Source organism: Mesorhizobium sp. W067, from assembly GCF_054719525.1.
In genome coordinates, this window is sequence record NZ_JBTTII010000001.1 from 4,585,950 (window position 1) to 4,604,940 (window position 18,991).

Genomic DNA, 18,991 nt, shown 5'->3' on the forward strand with positions numbered 1-18,991 from the left:
CGGTATCCACTTTTTGGGATCATACTTCAGGGATCAAAACAGGCGGAAGCGGCGCGGTGACTTCTCCGCTTCGTCATCGGGGTCGACGCCGGGGTCGTCGGGCAGCCGCGCCAGTTCCTCGGCAGGTTCGACGGGTTCGGCGTCGTTTGGTATTGCGGCGAAAGCGGCGGCGGTGACCGGCGTGACCTGGTCATCGCCCACAGCGGGCTTGGGCTCGGTCGGCGCCTCGCTGATCGTCTTGGCAACGGCGGGATGATCGATCATTTCGGCTTCCTTTGTCGGCTTGGCGGGTGCCGCAAGCACCGGCACATCGGCTTCGTCTTCATGGCTGTCGATGAGCTGGCCCAGCCGCTCCATCGGTGCGCGCCAGGCGAAAGCGTCGAGCTTGCCGCTGACCGGCGATACCGGCGCCCAGCGTTCGGAGACGACGCCGTCGGCGACCCAGGCCGGATCGCGCGGCGCCCTGACCGCCTTGGACAGCAATTGCCTGATCTTGCCCTGGTCGCCGGTCTCTGCCTCCTCGATATCGGCCAGCAGCAGGTAAGCGCCTTCCCGGCGATCCATGCGGATCGCCGCTTCCGCCTCCCGGCGGGCGGTGGAAAAATCCTGCGCATCGAGCGCGGCGCGCGCCACCGTCATCGACGATTCGGCATTGTTGCGCTTCAGCTCCTGCAGCTTCTTCGCCCGGTTGAGACGATCGACCACGGCATCTCCCGGCCTTGCATGGGTGTAGAGCTCGGCGATCTCGGGATGCGGCTCCGCCTTCCAGGCTGCCTCAAGGATCTTCGAGCCTTTGCGCACATCGTTCTGTTTGAACAGAAGATTGGCGGCTGCAACCGCGGCCGGTGCGAAATCGGGCGCGAGCTTGTTGGCCTCGAGTGCCGCTGTCTTGGCTGCATTGGGGTCGCTATCGGTCAGCGCCTGCGCCTTGGCGGTCAACAGCACAGCGCGGCGGCGATTGGCGGCGTCGCGTTCGATCTGCCTGGTCGACTTCTGCGCCTCCACCAGCTTCAGCGCGCCGTCCCAGTCGCCGCGCCCGGTCAGATCCTCCAGCGTCGATTCGGCGGCCCAAGCCAGTTGCGGCGCGACGGAAGCGGCGCGCCCGGCATAGTGACGCGCCGCGTTGCGGTCGCCGAGCCGCTCGGCTTCGAGATAGAGCCCGCGCAGGCCAAGCAGCCGCATTTCGGGATCGTCGAGCATCGCCTCGAATTTTTCGCGCGCGCCCTCATGGTCGCCTTCGAGCAGCGAGGCTTGCGCTTCGAGCAGCTGGATCAGCGGCTCCTGGTCGGAGCGGATCAGTTTGGCGGCTTCCTTGGACTTCTTGCGGGCCAGCGCGCCATCGCCGGCGCCGGCTGCGATCATGCCGGTCGACAGCGCCTGATAGCCACGGTCGCGGCGGCGGACGCGGAAATAGTGCGAGATCGTGTACGGGCTGTTCCACAGCGACTTGATCAGCCACCAGACGATCATCACCGCTGCGACGACGGCAACGATCGCCACCGCCGCCACCATCAGGCTGACCTGGTATTGGTAACCGTTGAAGGTGACGACCATCTCGCCGGGACGATCGGCCAGCCAGGCAAAGCCGAGGCCGAGCGCGAAGACGGCGGCGAGAAAGGTGAGAATGCGGATCATCGTGTCGTCCTCATGCCTTCATCGCACCTGCAATCAGCGCGTCGACCTGCGTCTCGACGTCGATGCGCGCCTTCAGTTTGCCGGCAAAGTCGGCGCCGGCAGCCTTGACCGCATCCGGCAGCGTTGCGTATTCGCTGAGCGCCTTGGCGTAGTCGCCCTGGTTGACCGCCACTTCGATGCGCGCCACGGTTTCCGGCGCGCCGGCGCCTTCGACGGCGCCAATCGGCCGGACCTTGACCAGCGATTCGGCGCTCGACAAAAGGTTCTCGAAGAAGCCGGCATTTTCATCGACCGGCGTCGCCGCCGCGACCATCGCATTGGCCGCGGCGTCGGCCTCGCCGGCGATCTCGGTGCGGGTCGGGACGCCCTTTTCAGCGTAGGGGCGCAGCGCTGCAATCTGCGGTGCATCGGGCGAGATCGCCGCGAAGGTCTCCAACTCGGCGGCGAACGGCGCGCCGCGGTCAAGCGCCGCCTTCAAGGCCGAAGCGGCGATGGCCATCGCGATCTTTGGCTGCGAGGCCTGCGCATCGACCTTGCCGGCGAGCTGCGTCACCGACTGCTCCAGCGCGGCGATCTTGCCTTCCTGCGTCTTGGCTGCCTCACCGGCCGATTTCACCAGTGCGTCGAGGCCCGCCAGTCTTTCATTGAGCGGCGCGAGATCGACGGGCGCTGCACCACCGGCCTGGCCAAGGGCGGCGACCGCGGTCTCGATCTGCTTGACCTTGTCGCCAAGCGAGGCAAGCCCGGCATTGTCGCCGGCGCCGCCCCTTTCGACCGCCGATTTCAGCGATGCGACATCGGCCTTGACCTGGTCCAGCGCCGAATACAGCCCGTCGACCTTGGCCGTTGCGGCGCTATTGCCGCTGGCTTCCCTGAGGTCGGCGATTTCGCGCTTCAGCGAAGCGATCTCGCCATTGACGCCGTCGAGCCAGACCGTGCCCGCCCCTGAGCCCGGAGCGCCAAGCACGCCGGCAAACTGCAGCCCGCCGGCGGCAGCCAGCGCGATGACACCGCCGATGATGCCGGCGGCAATGCCGCTCGTGCGCTTCGGTTGCGCGGCCATGGGCTGGTTCCCGGCTGTCCTTGGGGTTTCCTTGGGTGCACCCGGCTTGGGCGAGGTATCCTCGAAACTGTAGTCGGAGGTTCTGGCGCGCGGTGGCGCATCCGAAGCGGTGGGGTAAGGCTGCTCCGCCTGGGTGGACGCCTTGGCATCGGCGCTTTCGGGAGCGGCCTGCGCCGCGGCGTCGGAGTGCTCCCACGGCTCGAGATCGGCTTGATCGGCATGAACGGGCTCGTCAGGCGTCTCCGGCTGCGCATTGGCCATGGCAGCGGCATCCTCAGCCGCAACCGACCCTGCTGGGGCCTCGACGTCGTCCGAGTTGGCGACATCCGTCTTGGCGGCATCCGCATCGGCAATGCGCGAGACAGCGCCGGGTTCGAGTTCGATGGTCACCGGCTCGCGGTGGCTTTTCGAATGTCGCATCTTCGGCGTCTTGACCATGCCTGGGCTCCGCAATCCTGCTTCGTCTGGGCGCCCGACGGCGCGTGATGGTTTGAAAAATGGTCTAGCACATCATCATCAGGTGAAAAGGGGCGGCGTGATGACACGGCGCTCAGTCGCCGCGGTGCAACAGCTCAAGCAGCGCCTCCTCCTGCGGTTCCCGCGCAATGCGTATTTTTTTGCCGGCGGCATTGTCAAACGCCGCTGCCACGCGCTCGGAGAGCGCAAAAGCCTGCATGTTTTCAAAGAGATCGCGCAGTTCCGCCCGGCTGGCCAAGGCCTGCAACGCTGCCGCCGCCTTGGCTGAATAGAGCAGCACCGCGTCGACCGCCTGATCGGACAGGCGTGTACGGATTTCAGCATCGGAATAATCGAGCGAAATCGTGTCGTAGGTTTCGACGGTGCGGACCTCGACGCCGGCCTTTCGCAGCCGCGCCTCGAATGCCGGAAACCGCACGCGCCCTGTGAGATAGACGACCGCCTTGCCGGAAAGGCCGGCAGCAATCGCCTCGGCCAGCCGCTCGGCGTCGCCCGCCCCTTCGCTGACCGACAAGAACCCTGTCGAACGTGCCGCTTCAGCCGTCCTGCGTCCGACGGCATGGCAAGGCAAGGCGGCGAGCGCACGAATGAGTTCTTTCGGCGCATGCCGCACCGCATTTGCGCTGGTCACAGCGACGGCCACGGCATTGTCGCTCGCAGCATCGGCGCCAACCCGCAGTGTCACCGTTTCGGTCAGCGGCAGAAGGAGCGGCTCAAATCCCAATTCCTGCAGCCGCCGCATGGTTCGCGACGCCCCAGGTTGCGGCCGCGTCACCAGGACACGCATATCAGACCCAGCCGTCGAAGAAGGTTTCGCCCGCTTTGACCCGCACCATCCTGGCCGCGTCCGTGCCGATGTCAGCGGCATCCAGCGCCAAGCCTTCGGCCTTGACCTCATGCGATTGCGTGCCATCGGGCGAAATGATCAGCCCGGCGAAAACCAGCCTGCCGCCCGATATCGTCGCATAGCCGGCGATCGGCGTGCGGCAGGAGCCATCGAGCGCCGCCAGGAAGGCGCGCTCACAGGCCAGCGCCTGGCCTGTCGGCACATCATGGATGGCCACCAGCATCTTTTCGACCTCGCTGTCGCCGATGCGGGTTTCGATGCCGATTGCGCCTTGTCCCGGCGCCGGCGGAAAAGCATCGAGCGGCATCAGATCGGTGACGACATGGCCGAGCCCGAGCCGCTTCAGCCCGGCATAAGCGAGGATCGTGCCTTCGGCGACGCCTTCCTCCAGCTTGCGCAGCCTGGTCTGCACATTGCCGCGGAACATGACCACGTCTAGGTCCGGCCGCATGCGCCGGATCAGCGCCTGGCGCCTGAGCGAAGACGACCCGACCTTGGCGCCTTGCGGCAAATCAACAATGCGCTCCACCGCCTTGCCGATGAAGGCGTCCCGCGCATCCTCGCGCGGCAGGAAGGCGGACAGCTCCAGCCCGACCGGCAGCACTGTCGGCATGTCCTTGGAGGAATGCACGGCGATATCGATCGTGCCGGCCAGCAGCGCCTCTTCGATTTCCTTGGTGAACAGCCCCTTGCCGCCGGCTTCCGACAGCGGCCGGTCCTGGATGCGGTCGCCGCTGGTCGAAATGACGACGACCTCGAAGGCTTCCGCCGGCATGCCATGCGCTTCCATCAGCCGCGCCTGCGTCTCATGCGCCTGGGCGAGCGCCAGCGGGCTGCCGCGTGTTCCTATTTTCAAAGTTTGCATGGCGCGCGGTCCGTGATAACCCCCGGCTGGCTTTGCGTTTCCGGCGCTCTCCCTGTAGCGAGGCCCGCCTCTACTAACTAGGAAAGTCCGGCGACACAATCTCTGGAGATAGCGACGAATTGATCCGCGTTCTGGGCATTGAGACGAGTTGCGACGAGACCGCCGCCAGCGTGGTGACGCTGGACGGCGATTCCGTGCCGGTGATTGCGTCCAACATCGTGCTCAGCCAGATCGAGGAGCACGCCGCCTTCGGCGGCGTCGTGCCGGAGATCGCCGCGCGTGCCCATGTCGAGGCGCTGGACGGCATTGTCGAGGCCGCTCTTGCGGATTCGGGCGTAGCCCTGGCCGACATCGACGCCATTGCCGCCACTGCCGGCCCCGGCCTGGTCGGCGGGCTGATCGTCGGCCTGATGACGGCCAAGGCGATTGCAGCGGCCGCCGGCAAGCCGCTGATCGCCATCAACCATCTCGAAGGCCACGCATTGACCGCAAGGCTGACCGACGGGCTCGACTTCCCCTATCTGCTGCTGCTGGTCTCCGGTGGCCACACCCAGATCGTCGCCGTGCGCGACGTCGGCGACTACCAACGCTGGGCGACGACCATCGACGACGCGCTCGGCGAAGCTTTCGACAAGACGGCCAAAATGCTCGGCCTGCCCTATCCCGGCGGCCCGAACGTCGAAAAGGCGGCAATGTCCGGCGATGCGACGCGCTTTGCCTTTCCGCGGCCGATGAGGGGCTCGGCGCAGCCCGATTTCTCCTTCTCCGGCCTCAAGACCGCCGTGCGCCAGGCGGCGACCGCCATCCAGCCGCTAAGCGAGCAGGATGTCGCCGACATCTGCGCCTCGTTCCAGGCGGCGGTAGCCGATGCGCTGGGCGACCGCGTGGCCCGCGCGCTGGCCCGCTTTCGCGACGAATTTCCGGACAAGGCCAAGCCGGCGCTGGTCGTTGCCGGTGGCGTCGCCGCCAACAGAGCGATCAAGGCGACGCTGCAGAAGCAGTGCGCCGAGGCCGGCTTCGCCTTTGTCGCGCCGCCGCTGAAGCTTTGCACCGACAATGCGGCGATGATCGCCTGGGCCGGGATCGAGCGGTTGCGGGCTGGCCTGTCGCAAGAGAACGGCTTCGATTTCGTGCCGCGTTCGCGCTGGCCGCTGGACAGCATTTCGGCGCCGATGGTCGGCTCCGGCCGGCGTGGAGCGAAAGCATGAGCGCCGGCAACACAAGCGGCAGGGACAGAACCGGCTGGCGCGTCGCCGTGCTTGGCGGCGGCGCCTGGGGCACGGCGCTGGCGCTGGCGATGCTGCGCGCCGGTCACGATGTCCGGCTCTACGCCCGCGACGAAGAGACGGTTTCCGCGATCCGCCGCGGCGAGAACCCGCGTTATCTCCCCGGCATCGCCATTGAAACAGGCATTGCGGCGACGAGCGATATCGGCACGGCCCTGACCGATGCCGATTGCGCGCTGGCCGTGGCGCCGGCGCAGGCGCTGCGCGCCATGCTGACGACGGCAAAGCCCCATATGCCGAAAGGCATCCCGCTGGTTCTCTGCGCCAAGGGCATTGAGCGCGACACCGGCGCGCTGCTGTCGGCGATCGTTGATGAGATTCTGCCCGAAACTCCGGTTTCGGCCCTGTCCGGTCCCAGCTTTGCCGTCGACGTCGCCAGGGGTCTGCCGACCGCTGTCGTGGTTGCTGCACGCGACGACGCCTTGGCGGCCGAGCTTGCCGCGCGCTTTTCGGCGCAGAATCTGCGCTGTTATTCCAGCGACGATTTGATCGGCGTCGAGATCGGCGGCGCTTTGAAGAATGTCTTCGCCATTGCCGCTGGCGCCGTCACCGGCGCCGGGCTCGGCGCCAGCGCGCAGGCCGCCATGGTGACGCGCGGCTTCGTCGAACTGCGCCGCATCGGCGCGTCCTTCGGCGCCAAGCCGGAGACGCTGATGGGGCTTTCCGGCCTCGGCGACCTTTTGCTCACCTGCTCTTCCGCCCAGTCGCGCAATTTCGCCTATGGGCTGGCGCTGGGGCAAGGTAAGCCCTTGTCCGGACTGCCGCTCGCCGAAGGCGTGCCGACGGCGGCGATCGCCGCCCGCATCGCCACCGAGCGCCACATCGACGCGCCGATCATCGCTGCGGTGTCGGCGATACTGGACGGCACGATCACCATTCGGCAGGCTGTGTCCGCGCTGATGACGCGACCCCTGAAAACCGAAACCGACCTCTGATCCCCAAACAAACCGGAGTTTAACATGCTGTTTGCGTTGATTTGCAAGGACAAGCCGGGCAGCCTGCAGGTGCGGGTCGATACGCGGCCGGTGCACGTCGCCTTTCTCGAAGGCCTGAACGCCGACAACAAACTGGCCTTTGCCGGCCCGTTCCTCGACGCCGAAGGCAAGCCCAACGGCAGCCTCGTCGTCGTCGAAGCGCCCGATCTCGCCGGTGCGCAGGCGCTGTCGGCTGCCGACCCCTATGCCAAGGCCGGGCTGTTCGAAAGTGTCGAAACCCGCCAGTGGAACTGGACCTTCAACAAGCCGGCGGCTAGTTAGTTCCGGCGGCGCTTAGAGCGATCCCAGGAAAAGTGTGTAACGGTTTTCCGTCCGGAATTGCGCAAAAATAGTAGTTGGAGCAAAGACATGAACTACTGGCTGTTCAAATCCGAACCTTCGGTCTTCTCCTTCGAGGCGCTGAAGGCCAAGGGCAAGGCCGGCACGCAGTGGGACGGCGTGCGCAACTATGCAGCGCGCAACAACATGAAGGCGATGCAGATCGGCGATCTCGGCTTCTTCTATCACTCCAATGAGGGGCTGAACGTCGTCGGCATTGCCGAGGTCTGCGCGCTTGCCCATCAGGATACCACCACCGACGATCCGCGCTGGGAATGCGTCGACATCCGCGCCTTCAAGGACGTGCCGAACCCGCCGACGCTGGAGCAGGTCAAGGCCAATCCGAAGCTTGCCGAGATGGCGCTGGTGCGGCTTGGACGGCTTTCCGTACAGCCGGTGACGCCGGCCGAATGGAAGGAAGTCTGCCGCATGGGCGGCCTGACGCCGGCTCCGTGACGGTCCTCACGCCGAACAGCGCGAAAAAGTTCATTCTCGACAACACGGCGCTTATGTCGCCGCCGCATGTGCCGGAGATTGTCCTCAATCTTGCCGAAGAAGCGCATGACCTCTGGCAGCGCACGGAGAACGAGCTGATTGAAATCGGCCTGCCGCCGCCGTTCTGGGCCTTTGCCTGGGCCGGCGGTCAGGGCCTTGCCCGTTACGTGCTGGACAATCCGTCGGATGTGCGGGGCAAACGCGTGCTCGACTTCGCCTCCGGCTCCGGCCTTGTCGCCATCGCCGCCGCCAAGGCGGGTGCGGCGCAGGTGATCGCCGCCGACATCGACCCGTTCTGCGAAACGGCGATCCGCCTCAACGCAGAGGCCAATGGCGTTGCCATCGACTTTTGCGGCACGGACTGCATCGGCACCGACGCCGGCTGGGACGTGGTGCTGGCCGGCGACGTCTTCTACGACAAATCCTTCGCCGACATGCTGATGCCGTGGTTTTCGACACTGAAGGCGCGCGGCGCTGACATCCTCGTCGGCGATCCGGGCCGCTCCTACATGCCGAAGGCGGGACTGGAGCCGCTCGCAGTCTACGAAGTGGCGGTGACGCGGGCGCTGGAGGACGCCCTGGTCAAGCGCACCACGGTGTGGCGCTTCGCTTGACGGCATTGCCGAACAGGCGTTCCATCGCGCATTGATTTGAAGAATACGCATGTCGTTATCCCAGAACCGTCAGGCTTTGGGCTGCATGCTTGAGGGGAGGACTTTATGGATTTTTCAGTGGTGAACTGGCTGGCGGTGGTTGTCGCGGCCGTCGCGGCGTGGCTGTTTGGCGCCGTCTGGTACACGGCCCTCAGCAAGCCTTGGATGAGGGCGGCCAGGATCGATCCGTCAACGTCAAAGAAATCGATATTGCCCTTCATCATCTCCTTCATCGCCGAGCTGATCATGGCGCTGGTCTTGGCCTTGGTCGTCGGCGCGATGACCGGCGGCGAGCCGGTCCTTGTCGCAGGGCTGGTCTTCGGCTTCGTCCTCTGGCTGGGTTTCGTCGCCACGACGCTGATGGCCAACCATCGCTATGAGAATTTCGGCTGGGACCTGACCCTGATCGACGGCGGCCACTGGCTCGGCGTGGTGTTGATCATCGGCGCGGTGATCGGCTGGTTCGGGGCGCCGGTCGTCGCCAGCTGAGGCCTGCAGAAGTCGTCAGGTCTGCGTCCTGGCGACTTCGTCGAGGATCCATTCGCGGAAAGCGATGATGCGCGGATCGTTGGCAGTGCTCTCGGGATAGACCAGGAAGTAGCCGAACTCCGGCCCCACGCGCAGACCGAGTTCAAAGGGCTGCACCAGCCTTCCCTGGGAAAGGTCGTTTGCCACCATGGCGAACTCGGCGAGCGCCACGGCATTGCCGTCGAGCGCCGCCTGCACGGCATCGGTAGAGGTTCCAAACACGATAGTCCGACTGTCGTCGAAATCGTTGATGCCGGCCGCCGCCATCCACATGCGCCAGTTCGGCCATGTCACGCCTTGGCGCGACCATTCGATATGGGCAAGCGTGTGGTTGAAGAGGTCGCGCGGTTCGCGCAGCGGCGGGCCGGAGGTCAGCAGGCTCGGGCTGCACACCGGAATGAGGATGTTGTCGAACAGGCGATGGGCGCGAAGCCCCGGATACTTGCCGACCCCGAACCGGATGCCGACATCGACGTCGTCGAGTTCGAAATCGCGCACTTCGTAGCCGATGTCGAACCTCAGCTCGATACTGGGCTGAAGTTTGCGAAAATCGTCGACGCGCCGCATCAGCCATTTTGACGCGAACTGCGCGTCGAGCGTCACCTTCAGCAATGCCGTGCCGCGCGTCAGCTTGCGCGCCCGCGACACCGCCCGGTTGAGCAGGTCGAGCGCATCGATCGAGGCCTCGAACAGCACCGTACCTGCCTCGGTCAACCGGATGGTACGACTGGTTCGCGTGAACAGCACCAGCCCGAGCTGATCCTCGATTTCCTTGATCTGGTGGCTGACCGCCGCCGGCGTCAGCCCGAGCTCGTCGGCAGCGCGGGTGAAATTGAGGTGGCGGGCGGCGGCATCCAGAGTCCTCAGCGCGCGCGTTCCGGGCAACAGACGGGACATCACCGTATCCTCAAATAAAACTTGACGATCCGAAAAGAACTACTCGTTTCTCTTATGGATTTCAATGCGGCATGATGCATCCATCGAAACACCATCAAGCCGGATTTGATATCCGGCGGAACACGGAGCGCATCATGTCCATCTTCGTTTTGAACTCGCCAGCAGCTCGCTCGAACTGGTTGCATGCCGTAACGGACTGGCTTCGCCAGGCGAAAGTCGCCATCAACCTGCCGCGCCAGGACGTGGAGGACCTTTCGGATCGCCAGTTGCGCGACGTCGGCGCGCAGCGCAAGGACGTGACGCGGGCCGTGGACCGGGAACTCGGCCGGCTTGGATTGCTGGACACTGGGTGGCAGAAGCCGAGAAGGCGTTAGGCAATGGTGAGTAGGGAGTAGTGAGTAGTGAGTAGTGAAGGATTGAAACGACGCCGAGACCATCCTACTCCCTACTCCCTACTCCCTACTCCCTACTCCCTACTCCCTACTCCCTACTCCCTACTCCCTACCTCACCACCCTCACCACCGTCCGGTCCGACACCAGCGGCAACAGCCGCGCCATTGTCCGCGCCGTCACCGCCACGCAGCCTTGCGTCGGTGTGAAGCCTGGGCGCGCCAGATGGAAGAAGATGGCGCTGCCGCGGCCGCGCCGGCGCGGCGCCATGTTCCAGTCGAGCACAAGGCAGGCGTCATAGAGGCGGTCGTCGCGCCGCATTCGCTCATGGCTGGCGCCATAGGGGATTTTCACCGGTCGGTTGTAGTTGCGGTCGTCCGGCACCTCGCACCAGCCGAGATCGGCGCCGATCGGCGCCATCGCCAGCCGGGTTTTGCGGCCGGCCGCGAAATGATCGCCCCGAAAATATCCTGACAAAATCCGCATCTCGCCAAGCGGCGTCGCACCGTCGCCTTCGCGCTTATTGGCCGAGATGCCGCCGCGTCCGAGCGCACAGGCAAACACCTTGCTGCCGGCCTGCAATATCCCCTGGCTGGGGTTGCCCGGCCTCGCCCGAACCACCAGCACACGCAGCCCTTTCGGCAAAATTGCGCCGGCTGCATTGCGATCGCGTTTTTTCTTGTATGATCGTGTCACGGAACAAATCACTGTGATCGGACTGTTGCGCCGGTCAGCTTCCGCATAAATGGGGGGCGGTCAACTGAAAATTCTTTTCAAAACAATGGATTGATCCATGACATCACGTACCATTCTGATCGTTGACGACGATGACGACCTGCGCGGAACCCTCGTTGAGCAACTGGCCCTTTACGAAGAATTCGACGTCTTGCAGGAAGCGACCGCAGCCAAAGGCGTCGCCGCGGCGCGCGGCGGCCTCATCGACCTGCTCATCATGGATGTCGGGCTGCCGGACATGGATGGCCGCGAGGCGGTGAAGATCCTGCGCAAGGGCGGCTACAAGGCGCCGATCATCATGCTGACCGGCCACGATACCGATTCCGACACAATTCTGGGCCTCGAGGCGGGCGCCAACGACTATGTCACCAAGCCGTTCCGCTTCGCCGTGCTGCTCGCCCGCATACGCGCACAACTGCGCCAGCACGAGCAGAGCGAGGACGCCACCTTTTCGGTCGGGCCCTACACGTTCAAGCCCAGCCAGAAGCTTCTGATCGACCAGCGCGGCGGCAAGGTGCGGCTGACCGAGAAGGAAGCCTCGATCATCAAATATCTCTATCGAGCCGACCAGAAGGTGGTGACGCGCGACGTCCTGCTCGAGGAAGTGTGGGGCTACAATTCCGGCGTCACCACGCACACGCTGGAAACTCACGTCTACCGGCTGCGCCAGAAGATCGAGCGCGATCCTTCCAATGCTGAAATTCTTGTGACAGAAAGCGGCGGCTACAAGCTGGTTCCTTAAACTTTTCATTGTTCGATAAGCGGTCGGGGCGGGACTGTTTCGGGGAGGATCCGGCTGGGGGAGCCTGGATCGGCCCGTTGCGCAGATTGAAGTGTTAGAGCGTCCTTTGCGCGTTCAATTGGACACGCGGCGCTCTAAGGGAGGGATTGGACTGACCGTTCGGGGACGCAGCTAGAGATGGCGCTGGATGACGACATCCGCATCCTGTCCGCCGTGAAGCTCTTTGAGGGTTTCACGCAGGAACAGCTGCGCCTGCTCGCCTTCGGCGCCGAAGCCACCCATCTGCAGGCCGACCGCAAGCTGTACCGCGAGGATGACGAAGCCGACTCAGCCTATATCGTGGTCAGTGGCCGCATCGTGCTCTACCGGGAGCAGGATGGCGACCGCATCCCGATCGGCACCGCCGGCCCCGGCACGATCCTCAGCGAACTGGCGCTGATCGCCGACTCAAGACGGCTGACCAGCGCCTCGGCCGAGACCGATTCGGAAGTGATAAGGTTGAGCCGCAAGATGTTTCGCCGCATCCTGGAGGAATATCCCGAGGTGGCGGTGAAACTGCACCAGCGCATCCTCGATGATTTCCAAGCCATGATCGCCCGCATCGAGAAGCTGGCGCCAAGGTTTGGCGGGTAGGTCCCCGCGACCGCGCTCACGCTTGGGTGTGTCGAGATTCAGGTCAGACCGAGTCGAAAATGGCTGATACCGAGAACCGGAGCGGAGCGTACTCAAAGTACGCGAGCACCGGAAGCGCAGGTATCGGCCATTTGCAGGCCGGCCTCACCTGAATATCGGCACGCCTAATCCAGGTCGAACCGCGCAATCACCGGCACATGGTCCGAGGGCCGCTCCCAGCCACGCGCCTCTCGCAGGATCTCATAGCCGGCAAAGCTCGGCACCAGGTTCGGTGACGACCAGACATGGTCGAGCCGGCGGCCGCGGTTCGAGGCTTCCCAGTCCCGCGCGCGATAGCTCCACCAGGTGTAGAGCTTCTGCTCTGGGGGCACGTCGAGCCGCATCAGGTCGACCCAGTCGCCGGCGATCCGCATCGCGTCGAAATTTTGCGTCTCGACCGGCGTGTGGCTGACGACGTTGAGCAATTGCTTGTGCGACCAGACATCGTGCTCCTGCGGAGCGATGTTGAGGTCACCGACCAGGATCGAGGCCGACACCTCGTCATGCGCGGCGCGGATGGCGTTCATCTCGGCAACGAAATCGAGCTTGTGGCGGAACTTGCGGTTGATCTCCGGATCGGGCTCGTCGCCGCCGGCCGGCACGTAGAAATTGTGGACCAGGATTGCCTTGCCGCCGGCCTGCACCTTGACCGACAGATGCCGGCTGTCATCGATCTCGCAGAAGCGCCGTTTCTCGACAATCTCGATCGGCCGCCGCGCCACCGTCGCAACGCCGTGATAGCCCTTCTGGCCATGGAATGCGATGTGCTCGTAGCCGGCCTTGCGGAACGCCTTTTCCGGAAACAGCTCGTCGGGAACCTTCGTCTCCTGCAGGCAAAGCACATCGGGCGCCTGCTCCGTCAGCAGCCGCTCGACGATCGGCATGCGCAGGCGCACGGAGTTGATGTTCCAGGTGGCGATGGAGAAGGGCATGCGGCGGTCCGAACAAGGTCGCCGATCTACTGCCAGCCTAGCGCCACAAACACAAGCCAGCCTTTGCGGGCGGCGGCTCTGATTCAGGTCAGGCCGAGTCGAATGGCGGTCTCCGAGAACCGGAGCGGAGCGTACTTAAACCACGTGAGCACCGGAAGCGCAGGAGATCGCCATTGGCAGGCCGGCCTCACCGCATCTAGCGCTGGTTGGTGTTCAGCTCGCGGTTCGCCGCATAGTCGATGGCAAAGGTGTCCGCAGGGAAGCTGACGCCTTCCTTGGTGTTGTAGATCATCACCGTGGTGTCCTTGCCCTGCGCGTCGGTGATGGTCCACTGGCGCAGATCATAGGATTTCGGATCGAACATCATGGTGATCTTCGAATTGCCGAACACCGACTTGTCGGCAAGCTGGATGGTGGTGAGGTCGCTCTCTTCCTTGATCGATTTCACGCGGCCCCCCGAGAGGTCGATCTTGGTGTCGAGCAACAGCTTCAGCGGCGTCTTCGACAACGGATAGAGATCGGACGTTTTCAGCCGCTTATTGAGGATGACCACCGACTTGCCGTCGGAAATCACCCGGAAATTCGACTTGCCGTCATAGTTGAAGCGAATCTTGCCTGGCCGCTCAAGGAAGAACTTGCCGCCGGTCTGCTGGTTGTTGGGGCCGAACTGGACGAACTCGCCGCTCATCGATTTGACCGAGGAGAAATGGTCGGCGATCTTTTGCGCCGTCGGCGGCACTGCCGCCTGCGCCGAGGCCAAGAGCTGGAACCCCGGCACGACGTTGATGGCCGCGGCGCCGGCAAGCATCAGGCCAAGGCCGAGCAACTGGCGACGGTTTGGAGCGAAATCGCTGATCGCGGAAAGATCGTTTTTCATGCCGGTCACTCTCGTGTGGTGTGTGTCTCGTTGCAGTCCGTGGACCCCCAGTTAGACTTAAGTTTGGCGGGCCGGACAGCGCTCAGTCGCTGTAACGCGCCAAAAGGTTCAAGGTTGCCGCCGGGCCGTATCGGCTGATCAGAACTTGTCGTCCTCGGTCGGCACCAGGATTTCGCGTTTGCCGGCATGGTTGGCCGGGCCGACAATGCCTTCCTTCTCCATCTTCTCGATGATCGAGGCGGCGCGGTTGTAGCCGATGCCGAGCCGGCGCTGGATATAGCTGGTCGACGCCTTGCCGTCGCGCAGCACGACCGAGACCGCCTGGTCGTAGGGATCGTCGGAATCCTCGAAATTGCTGTTGCCGCCACCGCCAGCGCCGCCCTTGCCCGACGGCTCGTCATCGTCCTCGCCGTCATCCTCGGTGATGGCGTCGAGATATTCGGGCACGCCCTGCAGCTTCAGATGGGCGACGATCTTCTCGACCTCGTCGTCGGCGACGAACGGGCCGTGCACGCGCTGGATGCGGCCGCCGCCGGCCATGTACAGCATGTCGCCCATGCCGAGCAGCTGCTCGGCGCCCTGCTCGCCCAGAATGGTGCGGCTGTCGATCTTCGACGTCACCTGAAAGGAGATACGGGTCGGGAAATTGGCCTTGATGGTGCCGGTGATGACGTCGACCGACGGACGCTGCGTCGCCATGATGACATGGATGCCGGCCGCGCGCGCCATCTGTGCCAGGCGCTGCACCGCGCCTTCGATGTCCTTGCCGGCGACCATCATCAAATCGGCCATCTCGTCGATGATGACGACGATGTAGGGCATCGGCTCGAGATCGAGGTTCTCGGTCTCGTAGATCGCCTCGCCGGTCTGGCGGTCGAAGCCGGTCTGCACGGTGCGCGAGATTTTTTCGCCCTTCTTTTCAGCCAACTGCACGCGCGCGTTGAAGCCGTCGATGTTGCGCACGCCGACCTTGGACATCTTGCGGTAGCGGTCCTCCATCTCGCGCACCGTCCATTTCAACGCCACCACGGCCTTCTTCGGGTCGGTGACCACCGGCGTCAGAAGGTGCGGGATGCCGTCATAGACGGAAAGTTCGAGCATCTTCGGGTCGATCATGATCAGCCGGCAGTCCTGCGGCGTCAGCTTGTAGAGCAGCGACAGGATCATGGTGTTGATGGCGACGGACTTGCCGGAGCCGGTGGTGCCTGCGACCAGCACATGCGGCATCTTGGCGATGTCGACGATCACCGCCTCGCCATTGATGGTCTTGCCCAGCGCCAGCGCCAGCTTGGACTTGGTCGTCTCGAAATCGCGGCTGGCCAGGATCTCCCGGAGATAGACGGTCTCGCGCTTGGCATTCGGCAATTCGATGCCGATGGCGTTGCGGCCCGGCACCACGGCGACGCGGCAGGCAATCGCGCTCATCGAGCGGGCGATGTCGTCGGACAGGCCGATGACGCGGGACGATTTGATGCCGGGCGCCGGTTCCAGTTCATAGAGCGTGACGACGGGGCCGGGCCGCACCGCGATAATCTCGCCCTTGACCCCGAAATCCTCCAGAACGCCTTCGAGCAGGCGCGCATTCTGCTCCAGCGCGTCCTTGGACAGGCTGGCGTCGCGCACCACGTTCTTCGGCTCCGACAGGAAATGCAGCGACGGCATTTCGAATGTTTCCGAGCCGATCAGCGAGGTCTGCGCCTCGCGCTGGACGCGCGCGCCGGGAGCGGGACGCGGCGCAGGTGCGGCGACGCGGGTCGCCGCATCTGACCGGAAGTTCTGCACCTTGGCGTTCGGCGCGGCACGGCGCTGGACCGGCTCGTCGTCGAGTTCGACCTCCTCGTCGCCATTGTCGAAACCGGCATCGAGGACGTCGTCATCGTCCGGATCGACGGAAACGCTGCGGTCATTGACCATGGCGGCGAAGAATTCCGGCTCGACGCGGGCGCGGCCATCCGGGCTCATCCGCGCTTCGGCGAATTCCGCCGATTCGACCCGTTCGGCGGCGCGGCGCCATGCGGTGGAGCGCTGCTCCATCTCCGGCTCTAACTCGTCGCGCTCCTGCTGGCGGCGCACAGCCCGTCGATGCATCCAGGCGCGGAAAGACAGCCACCAATGGGTAATGGCGCCGAGCGCCAGTATCCCTTCGTCGCCCTCGTCGTCGTCTTCGTCGAAGAGCAGGTCGTCCTCTCGGGGATCGGGCTCCGCGGTGCGCTCCATGACGGCAAAGCCGTTCTTGCGCGCAATCAGCGCCGAGCCATAGGCAAACAGCCACAGCGCCGGCGCAATGAGCACCATGGCAATGATGCTGGCAACGATGCCGGTCGGGTAGCCGCCAATGACCAGGCCCGGAACATTGAGCACCATGTCGCCGAGCACGCCACCGAGGCCGGTCGGCAACGGCCACGTCTTGGGCGGCACCACGCAGCCGGCCATCGCCGCCGCGAGCAGCGCGAAGCCGAACCAGGCAAGGCCGCGCTTCGGCAGCCTGTCGACGCCGCGCGCCGAAAACAGAAGAAGGCCCCAGATCACCGCCGGCACCAGGGCGGCAACCGCGGCAAGGCCGAAGAACTGCATGGCGAGGTCGGAGAATACCGCGCCCGCATAGCCCATGGCGTTGGTGACGATGTTGTCGGTGGCGTGCGAGAAGCTGGGATCGGCGACGTTCCAGGTCGCCAGCGCCGCGACGCCAAAGGCGACCAGCGCAAACAAGCCGGCGCCGACCAGCCGCCCGACCTGGCGCCGCGCGAATGCCTGGATGCCGTGCCCCGTATCGGTCAGCGCGAGCGGTGCTGAAGCCCCTGAACGCATGCTTCGTTCCCCGTCTGTCATGGACTGGCCGGGCGCATGACGCACTCCGGCAGATTCGGATGTCAGACTATCGGGGGGAAGGTTAAGGCCGCATTAACTATACGCACCCAGAGCCACGATCTTGCTCACTCCACTGTAGGCAGTCTCAACAGTTCGGAACCAATCCGGTCGACGTCTCCCCGCCGGCGGCCATCACTAGAACGTGATTGCGCAGGGACGGAGGCCTGCCAGCACGGTTGCCAAAAAGAGAGGCCCGGAATGACCCGGGCCTCAAAGCGTGAACTCCTTTCGGGAGCGTCACGACGGGATGGGAGAATGCGGGCGGCCGAGGCCGCCCCGCAAGGCTTACGAGTGGTAGGCCGCTTCGCCATGCGAAGTCAGGTCGAGGCCTTCGCGCTCGGCGTCGGCTGTCGGACGCAGACCGATGATCAAGTCGACGACCTTGTAGAGGATTGCGCTGCCGATGCCCGACCACAGCAGGGTTACCAGGACGCCTTTGCCCTGCGCCAGGAGCTGCGTGGCCGTGCCGGCATAGCCGGCGGCGAAGTCGGCCGTCGAATAGTCGACGATGCCGGCGCCGCCGAGGGCGGGATTGACCAGAATGCCAGTGCCTAGCGCACCGATGATGCCACCGACGCAGTGGACGCCGAAGACATCGAGGCTGTCATCATAGTCGAACGTGTTCTTCACCACCGAGACGAAGAAGTAGCAGACGAAGGTGGCGACGATGCCAAGCACGATAGCGCCCATCGGGCCGGCAAAACCTGCAGCCGGCGTAATCGCGACGAGGCCGGTGACCGCGCCCGAAACAGCGCCGAGCATGGAGGCTTTGCCGCGCAGCAGCGATTCAAGCACGATCCAGGCCACTGCCGCCGCCGCCGTGGCGACGAAGGTGTTGATCATCGCCAACACCGCATAGGCGTTCGCTTCGAGGTTCGAACCGGCGTTGAAGCCGAACCAGCCGACCCACAGCAATGAAGCGCCGACCATGGTCAGCGTCATCGAGTGCGGCGCCATGATGTCCTTCTTGTAGCCGATGCGCTTGCCGATCATCAGCGCGCCGACGAGACCGGCAATGCCCGCATTGATGTGAACGACCGTGCCGCCGGCGAAGTCGATGGCGCCGAAGCTGAAGATCAGGCCGGACGGGTCGGCATAGGCGCTCGGGCCGCCCCAGAACCAGACCATGTGCGCGATCGGGAAGTAGATTAACGTCACCCATAGGATAACGAAAAGGATCAAGGCGGAGAATTTGACGCGTTCGGCGAATGCGCCGACGATCAGGGCGGGCGTGATGCAGGCGAAGGTCATCTGGAAGACGACGAACACCAGTTCAGGAATGGCGACGCCCTTGCTGAAGGTTTCCGAAAGCGTCGATACGTTGACGCCGGAGAGAAACATCTTCGAAAGGCCGCCGACGAAGGCGTTGCCCGGGGTGAAGGCGAGGCTGTAGCCGTAGAAGACCCAGATGATCATGACCACGCTGGTGATGGTGAAGACCTGCATCAGCACCGACAGCATGTTCTTGGTACGAACCAGGCCGCCGTAGAAAAGCGCAAGGCCGGGAATGGTCATCAACAGCACCAGCACGGTGGAAATCATCATCCACGTGGTGTCGCCCTTGTCGACGGTAAAAGCCGGCGCTGCTGGCGCTGCCGCCGCGACGGCGGGAGCCGCCTCCTGCGCGAAGGCAGCAACCGTGCCCAATGCTCCGAGCGCTAAGGAGCCCAGCAGCGCGGAGCGCGCCACTGACTTCAAGGTGGAAGGTATATTCAT

Annotated in this window: 19 protein-coding genes; 9 read left to right on the forward strand and 10 right to left on the reverse strand. The window is 64.5% G+C overall.

Going from position 1 to position 18,991, the window contains the following annotated elements; all coding sequences use genetic code 11:
• Nucleotides 1-33: 33 nt before the first annotated feature.
• The 4 genes from ACYG97_RS22340 to hemC form a co-directional block, all read right to left on the reverse strand.
• Nucleotides 34-1,635, reverse strand: a complete 1,602-nt coding sequence (locus ACYG97_RS22340; RefSeq protein ID WP_023732912.1) for a heme biosynthesis protein HemY — start codon at nucleotides 1,633-1,635, stop codon at nucleotides 34-36.
• Between the two features lie 10 nt (nucleotides 1,636-1,645).
• The gene (locus ACYG97_RS22345) at nucleotides 1,646-3,136 is read right to left on the reverse strand and encodes a COG4223 family protein (RefSeq protein ID WP_023732911.1); all 1,491 of its coding nucleotides are present in this window, start codon (nucleotides 3,134-3,136) and stop codon (nucleotides 1,646-1,648) included.
• A gap of 112 nt (nucleotides 3,137-3,248) precedes the next feature.
• On the reverse strand, nucleotides 3,249-3,962 hold the full coding sequence (locus ACYG97_RS22350; protein ID WP_023687736.1) for a uroporphyrinogen-III synthase: 714 nt from the start codon (nucleotides 3,960-3,962) through the stop codon (nucleotides 3,249-3,251).
• Between the two features lies 1 nt (nucleotide 3,963).
• Nucleotides 3,964-4,887 carry a hydroxymethylbilane synthase gene (gene hemC, locus ACYG97_RS22355; protein WP_023683914.1) on the reverse strand — a complete coding sequence of 308 codons (924 nt, stop codon included), beginning with the start codon at nucleotides 4,885-4,887 and terminating at the stop codon, nucleotides 3,964-3,966.
• Between the two features lie 122 nt (nucleotides 4,888-5,009).
• Here hemC and tsaD point away from each other — a divergent pair, with 122 nt between their 5' ends.
• The 6 genes from tsaD (at nucleotide 5,010) to ACYG97_RS22385 (ending at nucleotide 9,123) form a co-directional block, all read left to right on the forward strand.
• Nucleotides 5,010-6,095: a tRNA (adenosine(37)-N6)-threonylcarbamoyltransferase complex transferase subunit TsaD gene (gene tsaD, locus ACYG97_RS22360; protein ID WP_198029682.1), complete on the forward strand. Its 1,086-nt coding sequence runs from the start codon at nucleotides 5,010-5,012 to the stop codon at nucleotides 6,093-6,095.
• Nucleotides 6,092-7,108, forward strand: coding sequence for an NAD(P)H-dependent glycerol-3-phosphate dehydrogenase (locus ACYG97_RS22365; RefSeq protein ID WP_023732909.1), 1,017 nt, complete (start codon nucleotides 6,092-6,094; stop codon nucleotides 7,106-7,108). The genes tsaD and ACYG97_RS22365 overlap by 4 nt, the downstream gene beginning before the upstream one ends.
• A gap of 24 nt (nucleotides 7,109-7,132) precedes the next feature.
• Complete coding sequence (locus ACYG97_RS22370; RefSeq protein WP_023732908.1) at nucleotides 7,133-7,429, forward strand: YciI-like protein; 297 nt, start codon at nucleotides 7,133-7,135, stop codon at nucleotides 7,427-7,429.
• Between the two features lie 87 nt (nucleotides 7,430-7,516).
• Complete coding sequence (locus ACYG97_RS22375; protein ID WP_023670487.1) at nucleotides 7,517-7,942, forward strand: EVE domain-containing protein; 426 nt, start codon at nucleotides 7,517-7,519, stop codon at nucleotides 7,940-7,942.
• On the forward strand, nucleotides 7,897-8,595 hold the full coding sequence (locus ACYG97_RS22380; protein ID WP_031261994.1) for a class I SAM-dependent methyltransferase: 699 nt from the start codon (nucleotides 7,897-7,899) through the stop codon (nucleotides 8,593-8,595). Before ACYG97_RS22375 ends, ACYG97_RS22380 begins: the two co-directional genes overlap by 46 nt.
• A gap of 105 nt (nucleotides 8,596-8,700) precedes the next feature.
• On the forward strand, nucleotides 8,701-9,123 hold the full coding sequence (locus ACYG97_RS22385) for a DUF1761 domain-containing protein (protein ID WP_023732906.1): 423 nt from the start codon (nucleotides 8,701-8,703) through the stop codon (nucleotides 9,121-9,123).
• A 15-nt stretch (nucleotides 9,124-9,138) separates the two neighbouring features.
• Here ACYG97_RS22385 and gcvA read toward each other — a convergent pair whose 3' ends face one another.
• Nucleotides 9,139-10,059, reverse strand: coding sequence for a transcriptional regulator GcvA (gcvA, locus tag ACYG97_RS22390; protein WP_023732905.1), 921 nt, complete (start codon nucleotides 10,057-10,059; stop codon nucleotides 9,139-9,141).
• A 134-nt stretch (nucleotides 10,060-10,193) separates the two neighbouring features.
• Here gcvA and ACYG97_RS22395 point away from each other — a divergent pair, with 134 nt between their 5' ends.
• Nucleotides 10,194-10,433, forward strand: coding sequence for a hypothetical protein (locus ACYG97_RS22395; RefSeq protein WP_023670491.1), 240 nt, complete (start codon nucleotides 10,194-10,196; stop codon nucleotides 10,431-10,433).
• Nucleotides 10,434-10,560: 127 nt separating this feature from the next.
• On the opposite strand, the gene ACYG97_RS22400 is transcribed toward ACYG97_RS22395, so the two are convergent.
• The gene (locus ACYG97_RS22400; protein WP_196813612.1) at nucleotides 10,561-11,097 is read right to left on the reverse strand and encodes a L,D-transpeptidase family protein; all 537 of its coding nucleotides are present in this window, start codon (nucleotides 11,095-11,097) and stop codon (nucleotides 10,561-10,563) included.
• Nucleotides 11,098-11,242: 145 nt separating this feature from the next.
• Between ACYG97_RS22400 and ACYG97_RS22405 the strand changes: the two genes are divergently transcribed.
• Both ACYG97_RS22405 and ACYG97_RS22410 read left to right on the forward strand, forming a co-directional pair.
• Complete coding sequence (locus ACYG97_RS22405; protein WP_023670493.1) at nucleotides 11,243-11,926, forward strand: response regulator transcription factor; 684 nt, start codon at nucleotides 11,243-11,245, stop codon at nucleotides 11,924-11,926.
• 177 nt (nucleotides 11,927-12,103) lie between these two features.
• Nucleotides 12,104-12,559: a cyclic nucleotide-binding domain-containing protein gene (locus ACYG97_RS22410; protein WP_023730228.1), complete on the forward strand. Its 456-nt coding sequence runs from the start codon at nucleotides 12,104-12,106 to the stop codon at nucleotides 12,557-12,559.
• Nucleotides 12,560-12,723: 164 nt separating this feature from the next.
• On the opposite strand, the gene xth is transcribed toward ACYG97_RS22410, so the two are convergent.
• The 4 genes from xth to ACYG97_RS22430 all read right to left on the reverse strand — a co-directional run bounded on the left by xth (nucleotide 12,724) and on the right by ACYG97_RS22430 (nucleotide 18,991).
• Nucleotides 12,724-13,530 (reverse strand): exodeoxyribonuclease III, encoded by an 807-nt coding sequence (gene xth / locus ACYG97_RS22415; RefSeq protein ID WP_023670495.1) that lies wholly within the window; start codon nucleotides 13,528-13,530, stop codon nucleotides 12,724-12,726.
• Between the two features lie 196 nt (nucleotides 13,531-13,726).
• Nucleotides 13,727-14,407, reverse strand: coding sequence for an outer-membrane lipoprotein carrier protein LolA (locus ACYG97_RS22420; protein ID WP_023670496.1), 681 nt, complete (start codon nucleotides 14,405-14,407; stop codon nucleotides 13,727-13,729).
• A 138-nt stretch (nucleotides 14,408-14,545) separates the two neighbouring features.
• Nucleotides 14,546-17,215 carry a DNA translocase FtsK gene (locus ACYG97_RS22425; protein WP_023732904.1) on the reverse strand — a complete coding sequence of 890 codons (2,670 nt, stop codon included), beginning with the start codon at nucleotides 17,213-17,215 and terminating at the stop codon, nucleotides 14,546-14,548.
• A 345-nt stretch (nucleotides 17,216-17,560) separates the two neighbouring features.
• Complete coding sequence (locus ACYG97_RS22430; protein ID WP_023670498.1) at nucleotides 17,561-18,991, reverse strand: ammonium transporter; 1,431 nt, start codon at nucleotides 18,989-18,991, stop codon at nucleotides 17,561-17,563.

Bases quoted from the DNA above. Each gene is read 5' to 3' on its own strand.
- ACYG97_RS22375 (WP_023670487.1), top strand. From the start codon at position 7,517: ATGAACTACTGGCTGTTCAAATCCGAACCTTCGGTCTTCTCCTTCGAG.
- ACYG97_RS22430 (WP_023670498.1), bottom strand. From the start codon at position 18,991: ATGAATATACCTTCCACCTTGAAGTCAGTGGCGCGCTCCGCGCTGCTG.
- ACYG97_RS22410 (WP_023730228.1), top strand. From the start codon at position 12,104: ATGGCGCTGGATGACGACATCCGCATCCTGTCCGCCGTGAAGCTCTTT.
- ACYG97_RS22365 (WP_023732909.1), top strand. From the start codon at position 6,092: ATGAGCGCCGGCAACACAAGCGGCAGGGACAGAACCGGCTGGCGCGTC.
- ACYG97_RS22420 (WP_023670496.1), bottom strand. From the start codon at position 14,407: ATGAAAAACGATCTTTCCGCGATCAGCGATTTCGCTCCAAACCGTCGC.
- ACYG97_RS22385 (WP_023732906.1), top strand. From the start codon at position 8,701: ATGGATTTTTCAGTGGTGAACTGGCTGGCGGTGGTTGTCGCGGCCGTC.
- ACYG97_RS22395 (WP_023670491.1), top strand. From the start codon at position 10,194: ATGTCCATCTTCGTTTTGAACTCGCCAGCAGCTCGCTCGAACTGGTTG.
- ACYG97_RS22370 (WP_023732908.1), top strand. From the start codon at position 7,133: ATGCTGTTTGCGTTGATTTGCAAGGACAAGCCGGGCAGCCTGCAGGTG.
- xth (WP_023670495.1), bottom strand. From the start codon at position 13,530: ATGCCCTTCTCCATCGCCACCTGGAACATCAACTCCGTGCGCCTGCGC.
- ACYG97_RS22405 (WP_023670493.1), top strand. From the start codon at position 11,243: ATGACATCACGTACCATTCTGATCGTTGACGACGATGACGACCTGCGC.
- ACYG97_RS22350 (WP_023687736.1), bottom strand. From the start codon at position 3,962: ATGCGTGTCCTGGTGACGCGGCCGCAACCTGGGGCGTCGCGAACCATG.
- ACYG97_RS22425 (WP_023732904.1), bottom strand. From the start codon at position 17,215: ATGCGTTCAGGGGCTTCAGCACCGCTCGCGCTGACCGATACGGGGCAC.
- ACYG97_RS22340 (WP_023732912.1), bottom strand. From the start codon at position 1,635: ATGATCCGCATTCTCACCTTTCTCGCCGCCGTCTTCGCGCTCGGCCTC.
- ACYG97_RS22345 (WP_023732911.1), bottom strand. From the start codon at position 3,136: ATGGTCAAGACGCCGAAGATGCGACATTCGAAAAGCCACCGCGAGCCG.
- hemC (WP_023683914.1), bottom strand. From the start codon at position 4,887: ATGCAAACTTTGAAAATAGGAACACGCGGCAGCCCGCTGGCGCTCGCC.
- ACYG97_RS22380 (WP_031261994.1), top strand. From the start codon at position 7,897: ATGGAAGGAAGTCTGCCGCATGGGCGGCCTGACGCCGGCTCCGTGACG.
- gcvA (WP_023732905.1), bottom strand. From the start codon at position 10,059: ATGTCCCGTCTGTTGCCCGGAACGCGCGCGCTGAGGACTCTGGATGCC.